Annotated in this window: 12 protein-coding genes; 9 read left to right on the top strand and 3 right to left on the bottom strand. The window is 73.3% G+C overall.

Going from position 1 to position 13,097, the window contains the following annotated elements:
- Positions 1-12: 12 nt before the first annotated feature.
- Both JOE35_RS13565 and JOE35_RS13560 read right to left on the bottom strand, forming a co-directional pair.
- Positions 13-441, bottom strand: coding sequence for an Asp23/Gls24 family envelope stress response protein (locus tag JOE35_RS13565; protein ID WP_123547932.1), 429 nt, complete (start codon positions 439-441; stop codon positions 13-15).
- Between the two features lie 199 nt (positions 442-640).
- Positions 641-1,645: a helix-turn-helix domain-containing protein gene (locus JOE35_RS13560; protein WP_209561499.1), complete on the bottom strand. Its 1,005-nt coding sequence runs from the start codon at positions 1,643-1,645 to the stop codon at positions 641-643.
- A gap of 125 nt (positions 1,646-1,770) precedes the next feature.
- On the opposite strand from JOE35_RS13560, the gene JOE35_RS13555 reads away from it, so the two are divergent.
- The 6 genes from JOE35_RS13555 to JOE35_RS13530 all read left to right on the top strand — a co-directional run bounded on the left by JOE35_RS13555 (position 1,771) and on the right by JOE35_RS13530 (position 8,075).
- The gene (locus JOE35_RS13555; RefSeq protein ID WP_307803096.1) at positions 1,771-2,553 is read left to right on the top strand and encodes a sigma-70 family RNA polymerase sigma factor; all 783 of its coding nucleotides are present in this window, start codon (positions 1,771-1,773) and stop codon (positions 2,551-2,553) included.
- Positions 2,550-3,137 (top strand): hypothetical protein, encoded by a 588-nt coding sequence (locus JOE35_RS13550; protein WP_209561498.1) that lies wholly within the window; start codon positions 2,550-2,552, stop codon positions 3,135-3,137. Before JOE35_RS13555 ends, JOE35_RS13550 begins: the two co-directional genes overlap by 4 nt.
- Entirely contained in the window at positions 3,134-3,532 is a 399-nt protein-coding gene (locus tag JOE35_RS13545; protein ID WP_209561497.1) for a hypothetical protein, read from the top strand. Before JOE35_RS13550 ends, JOE35_RS13545 begins: the two co-directional genes overlap by 4 nt.
- Positions 3,533-3,685: 153 nt before the next feature.
- Positions 3,686-5,896 carry an NADP-dependent isocitrate dehydrogenase gene (locus JOE35_RS13540; protein ID WP_209561496.1) on the top strand — a complete coding sequence of 737 codons (2,211 nt, stop codon included), beginning with the start codon at positions 3,686-3,688 and terminating at the stop codon, positions 5,894-5,896.
- A 212-nt stretch (positions 5,897-6,108) separates the two neighbouring features.
- Complete coding sequence (locus tag JOE35_RS13535) at positions 6,109-7,314, top strand: Gfo/Idh/MocA family protein (RefSeq protein ID WP_209561495.1); 1,206 nt, start codon at positions 6,109-6,111, stop codon at positions 7,312-7,314.
- Positions 7,311-8,075 carry a ThuA domain-containing protein gene (locus JOE35_RS13530; protein WP_209561494.1) on the top strand — a complete coding sequence of 255 codons (765 nt, stop codon included), beginning with the start codon at positions 7,311-7,313 and terminating at the stop codon, positions 8,073-8,075. The genes JOE35_RS13535 and JOE35_RS13530 overlap by 4 nt, the downstream gene beginning before the upstream one ends.
- A gap of 267 nt (positions 8,076-8,342) precedes the next feature.
- Here the strand turns inward: JOE35_RS13530 and JOE35_RS13525 are convergent, their stop codons facing one another.
- Positions 8,343-8,873, bottom strand: a complete 531-nt coding sequence (locus JOE35_RS13525) for a GNAT family N-acetyltransferase (protein ID WP_209561493.1) — start codon at positions 8,871-8,873, stop codon at positions 8,343-8,345.
- Between the two features lie 265 nt (positions 8,874-9,138).
- On the opposite strand from JOE35_RS13525, the gene glsA reads away from it, so the two are divergent.
- The 3 genes from glsA (at position 9,139) to JOE35_RS13510 (ending at position 12,530) form a co-directional block, all read left to right on the top strand.
- Positions 9,139-10,134 carry a glutaminase A gene (gene glsA, locus JOE35_RS13520; protein WP_307803095.1) on the top strand — a complete coding sequence of 332 codons (996 nt, stop codon included), beginning with the start codon at positions 9,139-9,141 and terminating at the stop codon, positions 10,132-10,134.
- 86 nt (positions 10,135-10,220) lie between these two features.
- Positions 10,221-10,793 carry a YdeI family protein gene (locus JOE35_RS13515; RefSeq protein ID WP_209561492.1) on the top strand — a complete coding sequence of 191 codons (573 nt, stop codon included), beginning with the start codon at positions 10,221-10,223 and terminating at the stop codon, positions 10,791-10,793.
- 249 nt (positions 10,794-11,042) lie between these two features.
- Complete coding sequence (locus JOE35_RS13510) at positions 11,043-12,530, top strand: Ig-like domain-containing protein (protein ID WP_209561491.1); 1,488 nt, start codon at positions 11,043-11,045, stop codon at positions 12,528-12,530.
- The last annotated feature ends 567 nt before the right edge of the window (positions 12,531-13,097 follow it).

The raw sequence follows: 13,097 nt of genomic DNA, 5'->3' as shown, positions 1-13,097 counted from the left end.
TCGTCGCAGTCATCACTGGACGCGGCTGTCGTCGGAGTCGTTGTCGTCCTCGGAGGGGATGTACACGTCGGAGACGGTGACGTTGACCTCGGTGACCTCCATGCCGACGACCTGCGAGATGGCGTCGGTGACGGACGAGCGGACCTCGTCGGCGACCTGCTGCAGGTCGACGGGGTACTCGGCGACGATGACGATGTCAGCAGCGACCTGCTTCTCGCCGACCTCGACCGAGACGCCCTGGCCGCGGTCCTGCTGGTTGATGGCGTTGCGGATCGCGCCGATGGCACGGGCGGCGCCGTTGCCCAGGTCGTGCACGCCGGGGACCTGGCGGGCGGCGATGCCGGCGACCTTCGAGACGACGCCGTCGGCGATCGTGTTCTTGCCCGCGGCGTCGGAGGTGTGCTTCGCGACGGAGTTGGTGGCGGGGGCGACGTTGGTCATGTGGTGCTCCTCAGTTCGTGGTGTGCGTGGGTTGTTCGTGTGGACGACCGGGTGGTCATCTGGGGCCCCGGTGTGGGACTCATCATTCAGACGCATCGAGGGCTGGGGGTGTCACGGTCGTTCAGCTTGCTCTCAGCATCCGGGGAGGCGGGGCTCGTTTTCTGGACGAGGGCCGTCGCCTCCCTGGTTCGTGGGGGCCCTAGCGGGCCAGGGTGTCGCGGGGGTACTCGCCGAAGCGGGCCAGGTAGGCGGCCGAGAAGCGGCCCAGGTTGCCGAAGCCCCAGCGCCGCGCCACCTCGGAGACGAGCGCCTCGCGGGGCGACGCGTCGAGCAGCTCGCGGTGGGCGCGGTCGAGCCGCACCTGTCGCAGGTAGCTGGTCGGCGACATGCCGAGATGCGTGCTCATCGCCTGCTGCAGGGTGCGGGTGTGCATCCCCACGGCGTTCGCGACGTCGGCGGGGGTGATGGCCTGGTCGGCGTAGGCGTGCACGTACTCGGCGGCCTCGCGGAGCCGGGCCGTGCGCGGGGTGCGGATGCTCCGCGGCACGTCGACGGCGCGCCACGGGAACAGGTCGAGCATCGCCCGCGCGAACGTCAGCTGCCCGTCGAGCCGGGTCAGCGGCGGGACGTCCTCGTCGACGACGGCGGCCGTGGCGCCCGAGACGCTGGTGCGCCAGGCGGCGAGGGCCTCGGCCGACAGCGTGGGCCCCGGCTGGAAGAGGACGCGCTGGGGCGGGCCGCCGTGTCGCTCGGTCGCGACCTGCTCGAGGAACTCGGCGGACGCGTGCACCAGCGAGTTGCGGTGCGGCGTGAGCGTGAACGAGAACGACGTCTCGGCCGGCAGCAGGAACGGCTCGCCGCCGATGCTCGCGAACGAGCCTCCGCGGCTGGAGAGCGTGCCGCTGCCGTGCCGGAACCACGACATCACGTACTCGGTCGACCAGGGCACGTCGCCCTGCAGGTGGCCGGTGATCGTCGAGGTGCGGAGGCTCAGCCGGTCGTCGCCGGCCGACGCGTAGCGCCAGCGGAACGGCTCGGTGCTGGTGCGCACCCGGAAGCGGCGACCGCCGTAGAGCTCCTCGAGCCGGGCGGCCGCCTCTCCGAGGTCGTCGCCGCCCTCCTCCGAGCGGCGGAACGGGATCGGGGCGTCGGCGTCGGTGGTGGGTCGCGCCGTGGTGACGGGTCCTGTGCTCGTCGTGGTCATGCGTGGTCCTCTCAGTGCTCTGCCCTGCTGCGCGCGCCTCCTGGTGAGGGGCTCGTGCACCTTCAAGACGTCCGCCGGGGCGAGAACGTCACAGATCCACAGGACATGAAGGATCTTCGGCACTCGTGGGGGGATCGACTGGTCGAGGAGGCGCCCCAGAACAGGGGCAGAAGGGTCGCGCCGGCAGCGCCTCGCCGCACCCGCCCACTCGGGCATCGGCCAGTGGTGGACGCCCGCGCCGCACGCGGTGGCATCCTCGGAGACGCGACGGCCGTGACCTCGGCCGCAGGGCCGAGCCGGAGGAGGGCGTCATCTCCGGCACCGCGACGCCCGACGAGGCCCCTGGCCCCGAGCCCGTCGTCGACCCGCTCTCGTCCGCGACCGACGCGACCCTCGCGGTGCGGGCCCGCGACGGCGACGTGCACGCCTTCGAGGTCGTCGCCCGCCGGCACGGCCCGCTGATGCGCGTCTACGCCGGACGGCTGCTCGGCACCGACCTCGAGTCGGACGACGTCGTGCAGGACGCGTTCCTCACCGCGTGGAGGCGCCTGTCCGACCTCGAGGACCCGTCCCGGCTGCGTCCCTGGCTGATGCGGATCGTGAGCAACAAGAGCATCGACCGCCTTCGCGTCCGGCGCGACCACGACGACATCGACGCCCACGACGCCCCGGCGTCCCGCTCCGCGGCGCCGGACCGCGTCGTCGAGTCGCGGCTGCAGCTGGACGCCATGTGGACCGCTCTCGACAAGCTGCCGCTCGACCAGCGACGGTGTTGGCTGTTGCGGGAGACCGGCGGCTGGTCGTACGCGGAGATCGCCGAGGCCCTGCAGCTCCCCGTGTCCACCGTGCGCGGGCAGATCGCCCGGGCCCGCAAGTTCCTGCTCCACGAGATGGAGGCCTGGCGATGAGCGACCACGACGTCGACGACGAGCTCGTGGACGGCCGGACCCTGGACGAGCTCGAGGACTACCTCGACCGCGGCCGGTCTCCCCGCGACCCCGAGATCGAGGCGAGCGCCGAGTGCCGGCTGGCGCTCCGGGCACTCGAGCGGGTCCGCGGCCTCTCCCTCTCGGCCCTCGAGGACGAGGCGTCGCGCCTGCCGTCCCGCGACGACACCTGGATCACCGGGCTGATCGACTCGATCAAGGCCGAGGTCGTGGGCGGACGCGAGATCCCCCTCCGGCACCCCGATCCCGGAGTGCGCCTCGGCGTGACCGAGGCCGCGGTCCGTGGGCTGCTCCGTCAGGTCGGCGACGCCGTCGACGGCGTCGTCGTGCGGTCGAGCGAGCTCGAGGGCGACGTCACGGAGGCGGGCGCCCCGATCGTGGTGACGCTCACGATGACCGCGCGGTACGGCGTCCCGCTGCGCGAGGCGGCCGGCGCCCTGCGCGCGGCGGCCGTCTCGGCCCTCGCGCTGCACACCGAGCTGGAGGTCGCTGCCGTGCACGTCGTCGTCGACGACGTGTGGCTGGACGAAGGAGGCGCGCGATGAGCATCGAGGACCCTGCCCTGGACGACCAGCCGGTCGAGGACGCCCCGCTGGACGACGTGTCGCTGGACGATCTCTCGCTCGACCTGACCGACGCCCTGCGCGGGGTCGAGGGCGTCGTCGAGGTGCTCGACGCCCGTCCGGTCGTGGTCGCCGCGATCACCGCCGTGGCCGACGGCATCGACGGCGGCGGGCCCCGCGGGCTCGTGGACGTCGTCCTGACCGGGGGTGTGCTGAGCGTCGCCGCCTCGGTCGCGACCGACGTGGGCACGCCCACGCCGGTGACGCTGGCCCGCGTCGCCGCGGTGCTGCAGGACCGCGCGGGCGGGCAGCTCCCCGGCGTCGAGGTCGTCGTGTCGGCGACCTCGCGAGTGATCGAGTCGCCGCTGCCTCGCTGAGGCGGGCCGCGCCTCCTTCGGTCGTCTCGCGCACCTCCTGCAGGCTCTTCAGGCCGGTGTCGGAGGCGGCATGTATCTTGATGTCGAGAGACCCCCGCCGAGTACCGTGGGGGCGACCGCACGCACGCGCGACACCAGAGGAGCACCTGCCGCATGGCCACGATCATCTACACGCTCACCGACGAGGCGCCGATGCTGGCGACCTACTCGTTCCTGCCCATCGTCCAGGCGTACGCCCGCACCGCGGGGGTCGACGTCGAGACCCGCGACATCTCGCTGGCCGGACGCATCATCAGCCAGTTCCCGGAGCGGCTCACCGACGAGCAGCGACAGGGCGATGCGCTCGCCGAGCTGGGGGCCCTGGCGAAGACGCCGGAGGCCAACATCATCAAGCTGCCGAACATCTCGGCGTCGATGCCGCAGCTGAAGGCCGCAGTCCGCGAGCTGCAGGGGCAGGGCTACGACCTGCCCGAGTACCCGGACTCGCCCTCGACCGACGAGGAGCGCGACGTCAAGGCCCGTTACGACAAGGTCAAGGGCAGCGCCGTCAACCCGGTGCTCCGCGAGGGCAACAGCGACCGCCGTGCGCCGCTCTCGGTCAAGAACTACGCGCGGAAGCACCCGCACCGCATGGGCGCCTGGACCGCCGAGAGCGGGACGAACGTCGCGACCATGGGCGTCGACGACTTCCGCTCGAACGAGAAGACCGTCGTGATGCCTGCCGACGACGTGCTGCGCATCGAGCACGTCGGCGCCGACGGGTCGACCACCGTGCTGCGCGAGTCGATCCCCGTGCTCGCCGGCGAGGTCGTCGACGGCACGGTGCTGCACGTCGCGGCGCTGCACGAGTTCCTCGCCGCGCAGATCGCCAGGGCCGAGGCCGAGGGCGTGCTGTTCTCGGTGCACCTCAAGGCCACGATGATGAAGATCAGCGACCCGATCCTCTTCGGGCACGTGATCCGGGCGTTCTTCCCGCAGGTGTTCGAGAAGTACGGCGACGACCTGCGCGCAGCCGGGCTCGACCCCGCCAACGGCCTCAACGGCATCCTGCAGGGGCTCGCCTCGCTGCCGAACGGCGACGAGATCCGCGCCGCCTTCGACCAGGGCATCGCCGACGGGCCCGACCTCGCCATGGTCGACTCCGACAAGGGCACGACCAACCTGCACGTGCCGTCCGACGTGATCGTCGACGCCTCGATGCCCGCGATGATCCGCACCTCCGGCCACATGTGGGGCCCGGACGGCGAGGAGCACGACACGCTCGCGGTCATCCCCGACTCCAGCTACGCCGGGATCTACCAGGCCGTGCTCGACGACTGCCGGGCCAACGGCGCGTTCGACCCCGCGACGATGGGCTCCGTGCCGAACGTCGGCCTGATGGCCCAGGCCGCCGAGGAGTACGGCTCGCACGACAAGACCTTCGAGATCCCCTCCGACGGCACCGTCCGCGTGCTGAACGAGGCCGGCGACGTGCTGATCGAGCACGAGGTCGCGACCGGCGACATCTGGCGCGCCTGCCAGACGAAGGACGTCCCGATCCGCGACTGGGTCAAGCTCGCCGTCACCCGCGCCCGTGCCAGCGGCACGCCCGCCGTCTTCTGGCTCGACGAGACCCGCGCCCACGACGCGACCCTGATCGGGCTCGTGCGCGGCTACCTCGCCGAGCACGACACCGACGGCCTGCAGATCGAGATCCTGTCGCCCGTCGACGCGATGGCCTTCTCGCTCGAGCGCATCCGCCGCGGCGAGGACACGATCTCGGTCACCGGCAACGTGCTGCGCGACTACCTCACCGACCTGTTCCCGATCATGGAGCTCGGCACCTCGGCCAAGATGCTGTCGGTCGTGCCCCTGATCAACGGCGGCGGCCTGTTCGAGACCGGTGCCGGCGGCTCGGCGCCGAAGCACGTGCAGCAGCTCGTCGACCAGGACTACCTGCGCTGGGACAGCCTCGGCGAGTTCCTGGCGCTGGCCGTGAGCTTCGAGCACCTGGCCACCTCGACCGGCAACGCCCGCGCCCAGGTGCTGGCCGACACGCTCGACCGCGCGACCGGCACGTTCCTCGACGAGAACAAGTCGCCCGGCCGCAAGCTCGGCTCGATCGACAACCGCGGCAGCCACTTCTTCCTCGCGAAGTACTGGGCCGACGAGCTCGCTGCCCAGACCGACGACGCCGAGCTGGCGGCGGCCTTCGCGTCGCTCGCCGAGACGCTCGGCGGGCAGGAGGAGACCATCGTCTCCGAGCTGATCGCGCCGCAGGGCACCGCCGTCGAGATCGGCGGCTACTACCACCCGGACGCCGCCGCGACGGAGGCCGTGATGCGGCCGTCGGCGACGCTGAACGCGGCGCTCGCGACGCTGTAGCAGCGCGCGGCTGCGGCCGTTCCGCAAATGCCGACCGTGAGGGTCCGACACGCCACGTGGCGAAGAACGTGAGCGGCGGGTCGACCCTCGCCGGTCGGCATTTGCCGTCCCGGCGGCTGTGTACGGTGGAGGGGATGGCGCTGCGTCGCGTCCGTCGGACGGCCGCCGGACCAGCACGCACCGCGAGCAGCGCCGCACGACGAGAGGGAACGATGACGTCCGACCAGACCCGCCCGACCGACCCTGCCGACCCGAGCGACCTGCGTGTGGGGGTGATCGGCCTCGGCTTCGCCGGCTCCACGCACCTCGAGGCGTTCTCGTCCCTGCCGGGCGCACGAGTCGTCGCGCTCGCCGGCCAGGAGGAGGCCCGGCTGCAGGAGCTCGGCAGCGCCTACGGCGTCGAGCGGCTGGTCACCGACTGGGAGGACGTCGTCGCGATGGTCGACCTCGACGTCATCTCGATCGGCGTCCCCAACGCGCTGCACCACCCGATCGCGATGGCTGCCCTGCGCGCAGGCAAGCACGTCTTCTGCGAGAAGCCCCTCGCGACGACCGGCGACCTCGCCGCCGAGATGGTCCGAGCCGCGCGCGACGCCGACCGGGTGCTCGAGGTCGCCTACAACCACCGCCGCCGGGCCGACGTCGCCTTCCTCGCCGACTGGTTGGCCGACGACCCGATCGGCGACGTCTACCACGCCCGCGCGAGCTGGATGCGGCGGGCCGGCGTGCCCGGCATGGGCTCGTGGTTCACGAACAAGGAGGCGTCCGGCGGCGGCCCGATGATCGACCTCGGCTCGCACGTGCTCGACATCGCCCTGCACCTGCTCGGCGAGCCCCGCGTGACGAGCGTCTCCGCCGTCGCGTACGGCGTCCTCGGCGCGGCCGGGCGCGGCGGTCGGGTCTACGGCGTCTCGTCGGCCCCGACCGGGTCGGCCTTCGACGTCGAGGACTTCTCGAGCGCGCTGCTCCGCCTCGACGACGGCGGCAGCCTGCTGCTGCAGGCGTCGTGGGCCTCGTACTCGAAGGTGCACGAGGACATCGAGGTCGAGCTGCTCGGCGCCACCGGCGGCGCACGCCTGCACGTCGACGACTACGCGACCGACGGCACGCTGACGCTCTACTCCGACGTGCTCGGCCAGCCCGCCGAGACGCGGCCGGCCGTCCACGTGCCGGCCGGGCACCACCGCACCGTCATCGAGGGGTTCATCGCCTCGGTGCGGTCGGGCGCAGGAGGCGCGGCGCCCGAGGGCGGGGAGGCCCGCTACCAGGGGCGGCACGGCGAGTACGCGCTGCACCGCAGCCGCGTCGTCGACGCGATCTACGCCTCGGCGGAGCAGGGCCGCGAGGTCGAGGTGCCGCAGGACGAGGTCGAGGCGACCGTCCGCTCCGGCTCCGGCTCCGAGGGGGGCGTCCGATGAGCGCCGCAGCAGCGAACTCGGCCGCCCCGACCCGGGTCGTCGTCTGGAACGAGAACGTCCACGAGACCCGGGGTGACGAGACCGTCGCCCGGAACTACCCGCACGGCATCCACGGCGCTGTCGCCGACGGCCTCGTCGAGCTGCTCGGCGACGAGGTCGACGTCTCGACGGCCACCCTCGCCGATCCCGAGCACGGGCTCACCGAGGAGCGGCTCGCCGCCACAGACGTCCTGCTGTGGTGGGGGCACATCGCCCACGAGCAGGTCGCAGACGAGGTCGTCGAGCGCGTCGTGCGGCACGTGCAGGCGGGCATGGGCCTGATCGTGCTGCACAGCGGGCACTACTCGAAGCCGTTCACGCGCCTCCTCGGCACCACCTGCTCGCTGCGCTGGCGCAACGAGGCCGAGCGCGAGCTCGTCTGGACCGTGGCGCCGACGCACCCGATCGCCGAGGGCGTGCCCGACCCGCTGGTGATCCCCGAGCAGGAGACCTACGGCGAGTTCTTCGACATCCCGACGCCGGACGAGCTGATCTTCCTGTCGACCTTCACGGGCGGCGAGGTGTTCCGCTCGGGGGCGACCTGGCGGCGCGGGCTCGGCAAGCTGTTCTACTTCTCGCCCGGCGACCAGGAGTACCCGGTGTACCACCAGCCCGAGATCCGGCGGGTGCTGGCGAACGGCGTGCGCTGGGCGCGGCCGACCCAGTCGCGGCGCGACCTCACCGCGGACATGCACCCGCGCGGCTGGTTCGAGCAGGGCTGAGCCGCGTCGAGGGGGGCGCAGGTCGCCGCCTGCGGTTCCGGAGCGCCCCGCCCGCAGCCCTGCAGTCCCGCAGCGCGGCGTGCCCCCCCCCCCCCCCCCCCCGTAATTTGAGAGTGATCCGCTCCGAGGCGGGCCCGGCGCCCGCCTCCGGGGCGTCCTCACGGTCGGATGTCTCTCGCTTTACGGAACCCGGACCCGGAGCCCTGGAGCCCCGGGGCCGAGGGCCGGCGAGCCGAGGAGGCGCGGGCTGGGTCGGCCGTGTCCGGCTCAGTCGCGCTCGGCGAGCGACCGCCCGAGCGACACGGTCTCCGGCTCGTCCGCATAGTGCCCGTAGGCGGGGATCGGCGCGTAGCCGACCGACTCGTAGAGGCGGATCGCCTCGGCGTGCACCGTGTTCGTCTCGATCACCATGTCGACGACGCCGGCCTCGCGGGCGGACTGCTCGAGCCAGCTCAGCACGAGCCGGGAGAGCCCGCGTCCGCGCTGGTCGGGTCGGACGAACATGCGCTTGAGCTCGGCGCGGCCGTCGGGCAGGAGGCGCCACGCGCCCATCGCGACCGGTGCCGGTGCGTCGCCGGCCGGGCCCTCGGCAGTGTCGCCCGCCGCGTCGCCCGCCGTGTCGTAGGCGACGGCGAACGTGCCGCGCGGCAGCTCGAACTCGGACCGGTCGATCGGGCTGTCGTCGCGTCCGCCGTACAGCTCGACGTAGAGCTGCTGGAGCCCCTCGACGAGCCGCTGCACGTCGGCGTGGTCGTAGGGCAGGGCGCGGATCTCGACGGAGTCGTGCGGGGTGCTCACCAGCCCAGTCTGGCCGACGCGGCTCAGTCGCGCCGGGTGAGCCGCCGCGGCCCAGCACCTCAGCTCAGCTCGGCAGCCGAAAGCGAGAGTGATCCGCGGTTCTTCGGCGCAGTTCAGCGGTCGCGCCCGCCGTCGACCGACGGATCACGCGCAAATTTGAGAGGAGAGGGGAGCGCGAGCGCGAGGGGGAGGGGAGAGGGGAGGGGAAGGATCGTGCGACGAGCCTGCCTGGGACGGCAGGCAGGAGGCGCGGGAGGATGGGCGAGTGACCGATCCCGACTCCTCGACCCGCGCCTCCTCGGCCACCTCCCCGCGACGAGCCGGCGGAGCACGCGACGACGACCTGCACGAGCGGCTGGCCGCGCTGCTGGACGGCGTCCGCGACGTGGGCGGCGGCGAGGTGGACGACAGCGTGCCGCAGCTCGCCGAGGCCGACCCGGGCTGGCTGGGCATCGCGCTGGCGCGGCCCGACGGCTCCGTGACGGCGGCGGGCGACGCGCGACAGGCGTTCTCGATCCAGTCGGCGGTCAAGCCGTTCCTCTTCGCCCTCGCGCTCGCCGACACCGACGGTGCGGCGATCGACGCGGTCGGCATCGAGCCGACGGGCGAGGCCTTCGACGCGATCAAGCTCGAGGGCGGCACGGGGCGTCCGCCGAACCCCATGGTCAACGCCGGAGCCCTGCTCACTGCCGCGCTCGTCGACGGCGGCGACGCGGACGGGCGTGCCGAGCGGACCCTCCGGGGCCTCGGCGCGTTCGCGGGGCGGGAGCTCGAGGTCGACGACGACGTGGCCGGCTGCGAGATGCTGCTCGGCGACCGGAACCACGCCCTCGCGCACCTGATGCGCTCGGAGGGCACCCTGCACGTCGGGGCCGACGACGCCGTCTCGGCCTACGCCCGTGCCTGCGCGGTGCTCGTCGACGCCGAGGCGCTCGCCGTCATGGGGGCGACCCTCGCCCTCGGCGGGCGCAACCCGGTGACCGGCGAGCAGGTCGTCTCGGCGGCGATCGCCCGCGACGTGGTGTCGGTGATGGCGACCTGCGGGGTCTACGACGGCTCCGGCCGGTGGATGCGCCAGGTCGGTGTGCCCGCCAAGTCGAGCGTCTCGGGCGCGCTCGTCCTCTCGTCGCCGGGACGGCTCGGCGCCGCGTCGTACAGCCCGCCGCTCGACGAGCTCGGCACCAGCGTCCGCGGAGCGGTGCTGATGGAGCGGCTCAGCAGCGAGCTCGGGCTGCACGCGTTCGACAGCGCGCGCCGCTGACCCGTGACCCGCTGACCCGCTGACCGCTGACCCGCTGACCCGCCGCGAGGCCCGCCGCTGTCGGCGGCTCCCGCTACCCTCGCCCCATGGTCAGCGTCGCCGACAAGCCCGTGCTCGAGCTCACGGTCGAGCAGTGGTGGGACTGGCTGGCCTCGACCGACGACGTCGTGGGCGTGCGGCTGAAGCTCCGCAAGAAGACGAGCAGCGCGCCCGGCATGACCTGGTCCGAGGCGCTCGACGTCGCCCTCTGCCACGGCTGGATCGACGGGCAGGGCGCGCGGCTCGACGACGACTACATGCTCACCGCGTTCCAGCCGAGGCGCCGCAACAGCCCGTGGTCGCAGATCAACCGCGAGCACGTCGCCCGTCTGGTCGAGGAGGGGCGGATGCGGCCGGCGGGGCTCGCCGAGGTCGAGCGCGCGAAGGCCGACGGCCGGTGGGACGCCGCGTACCGGCAACGTGACGCGGTCGCTCCCGACGACCTGCGGGCCGCGCTCGACGCCGATCCCGCAGCGGCCGCGTTCTTCGCCGGGCTGACGAAGACGGAGCGGTTCCGGGTCTTCTTCCGGCTCGCGTCGATCAAGACGCCGGCGATACGGGCGGCGCGCGTCCGCGACGTGGTGGAGAAGGCAGCGCGCGGCGAGCAGCACTACCGCTGACGGGGCCGTTCCCCGAGCCCTCGTCCTGGGGGTCGGTGCTCACCCGTCGCGGGTGGATTCACCGCCGATACGGGTGACCATCGGAGGACGAACGGGCCGACACCCCCGTCCGGGGGGTTAGATTCCAGAGTCCCGCGGCGTCAGCCGCGGCGAGCTCCACCCGAACGCCCCGCCGGCCACCCACCGGCGTGTCCGCGGGCTCGTCGCGCCGTCGCCCCACCCGAGCGGGCCCCGACAGAGAGCACCCGAATGCCCAGAACCCGTGGGATCGTCGCCGATCCGCGCCTCCTCCCGACCTCGACCCTCCTGCGGGAGGCGCCCGTCGCCTCCTCGTCCCTGCACCGGCCTCACCGCCGTGCGGGCCTGGCCGCGGCGATCGCCCTGACGCTCGCGACCGGGGGCCTCGCCCTGGGCGCCGCAGCTCCGGCCTCCGCCGCCCAGCCCGTCGCGGCGACCGCAGCCGCCGCTGCCGCGCCGACCCCCGGTGCGAACCTGCCCGGTGCCGTCACCGACATCGTGGTCAGCCCGACCACGCCGCGACAGGACGCCTCGGTCACGACGACGCTCGACTTCACGGTGCCGGCCGACGCCGTCGCCGGCGACAGCTTCACGGTCCAGCTCAGCCCCCGGCTGAAGGACCTGCCCGACACGTTCCCCGTGCTCGACCTCGCGACCGGCGAGATCGTCGCGAACGCCGTGCTCGTGAAGACCACGGCCGCGAACGGCGCCCCCGCGAACGTCCGACTCGTGGTGACCTTCACCGACTTCGTCGAGACGCACACGGGCGTCAGGGGATCGGCCTTCATCGAGTCGGGCTTCGACGCCGAGAGGACCCCGGCCGGCAGCGCCTCGCCCTTCACCTCCGTCGTCGAGGGCGGTGCGACCTTCACCACCGAGGTGACTCCGCAGGCGCAGGTCGGCACCCACCTCGCCGCGTCGAAGCGCGGCGTCTTCACCCGGTCCGACCAGGGCCGCACGAACCCGCTGGGCGCCCTCGAGTACCGCGTCGACACCCCCGTCGGGCCGTTCGTCGCCGCCACGACGACGGACACCCGTCCGGCCGGTCAGACCTGGACCTTCGCCTGCAGCTCGCTGAGGTTCGAGGACCGCCAGTCCGACGCCGCCGGCCTGAACGTGCCGGGCACGACGGAGGCCCTCGCCGTTCCTTCCTCCTCCGTGGCCTGCAGCCAGAGCCAGGTCACCGTCACCTGGCCGGCCGCGCCCGAGGGTCACTTCTACCGCCTCGTCGCACCCGTCGACCTCGCGGCCGCCACCGGGACGGGCTCGGCCCAGAGCTTCTCGAACGGCGCCGTCACCGTGCTGAGCCGCACCGAGGGCGCCACGCCCGAGTCGTTCCCGGCGCAGACGGTCACCCGCCAGGCCAGCGCCGGAGGCCAGGCCGACGGCACCGACGTGCCGCCGGTCGTGACGCCCCCGGTGACGACGCCGCCCGTGACCACGCCCCCGGTGACGACGCCTCCCGTGACGACGCCTCCGGCGGTCGTGCCGCCAGTCACGACCACGCCTGCAGCGATCACGCCCGCCGCGACCGCCGTCACGCCCGTGACGCCGAGCGCGACGTCGCCGACGCGTCAGCCCGCGTCGCCGAGCTCGTCCGACTCGTCGCTCGCGTTCACGGGTGGCGAGTCCCTCGCCCCGGCGCTGATCGCGCTGCTGTTCGCCGCGGTCGGCACGGCGCTCGTCGTCACGGCGCACCGCAGGACGCGTCGCCGCTGAGCCTCGACGGAGGCGCCTCCCCTGGAGGCACCGGAGGGCCGGGTCGCGTGAGCGGTCCGGCCCTCCGTCGTCGCCGACGACACGTGTCCTCTGCCGAGGGCGGGTCAGCGCTGTCGAGGGCGGGTCAGCGCTTACCCGCCCTCGACCGCGCTGGCCCGCCCTCGACGGGAACTGCCGCCGGTGCCGGTCTGCGCGTCCGTGCGGGTGCGGGTGCGGGTGCGACGCACGTTCTCGGCTCTCGGCTCTCCTCATCAGGAACGCGAGTCCTGATTTCCGCGGGCTCAGGAGTCGGAGTCCTGACCTGTGCACGATTCAGGAGCCCGTGACCGCGGCATCCTGAATTGCGGCAGGCGTGTCTCGGTCGGGCAGGCCTCCTCGCGTGAGTCGGCGAGTCGGACCATCTCGGCGCGCGACTTTCCCGTGTCCTCGGGCCGAGGGCGGGTCATCCGGGTCGAGGGCGGGTCCGCGCCGACCCGCCCTCGACCCGGATCACCCGCCCTCGACGGAGTTCGCTGCGAGAGCTCGTTCGGCGCAACGCGTGCGGGCGTGCCGACGGACAGGCAGGCG

The organism is Frigoribacterium sp. PvP032 (genome assembly GCF_017833035.1).
Classification (GTDB): Bacteria; Actinomycetota; Actinomycetes; order Actinomycetales; family Microbacteriaceae; genus Frigoribacterium.
This window is presented reverse-complemented; position numbering and strand designations above follow the sequence as displayed.

Coding starts and splice junctions, on each gene's coding strand:
- JOE35_RS13565 (WP_123547932.1), bottom strand. CDS start 441: ATGACCAACGTCGCCCCCGCCACCAACTCCGTCGCGAAGCACACCTCC.
- JOE35_RS13560 (WP_209561499.1), bottom strand. CDS start 1,645: ATGACCACGACGAGCACAGGACCCGTCACCACGGCGCGACCCACCACC.
- JOE35_RS13550 (WP_209561498.1), top strand. CDS start 2,550: ATGAGCGACCACGACGTCGACGACGAGCTCGTGGACGGCCGGACCCTG.
- JOE35_RS13545 (WP_209561497.1), top strand. CDS start 3,134: ATGAGCATCGAGGACCCTGCCCTGGACGACCAGCCGGTCGAGGACGCC.
- JOE35_RS13540 (WP_209561496.1), top strand. CDS start 3,686: ATGGCCACGATCATCTACACGCTCACCGACGAGGCGCCGATGCTGGCG.
- JOE35_RS13535 (WP_209561495.1), top strand. CDS start 6,109: ATGACGTCCGACCAGACCCGCCCGACCGACCCTGCCGACCCGAGCGAC.
- JOE35_RS13530 (WP_209561494.1), top strand. CDS start 7,311: ATGAGCGCCGCAGCAGCGAACTCGGCCGCCCCGACCCGGGTCGTCGTC.
- JOE35_RS13515 (WP_209561492.1), top strand. CDS start 10,221: ATGGTCAGCGTCGCCGACAAGCCCGTGCTCGAGCTCACGGTCGAGCAG.
- JOE35_RS13510 (WP_209561491.1), top strand. CDS start 11,043: ATGCCCAGAACCCGTGGGATCGTCGCCGATCCGCGCCTCCTCCCGACC.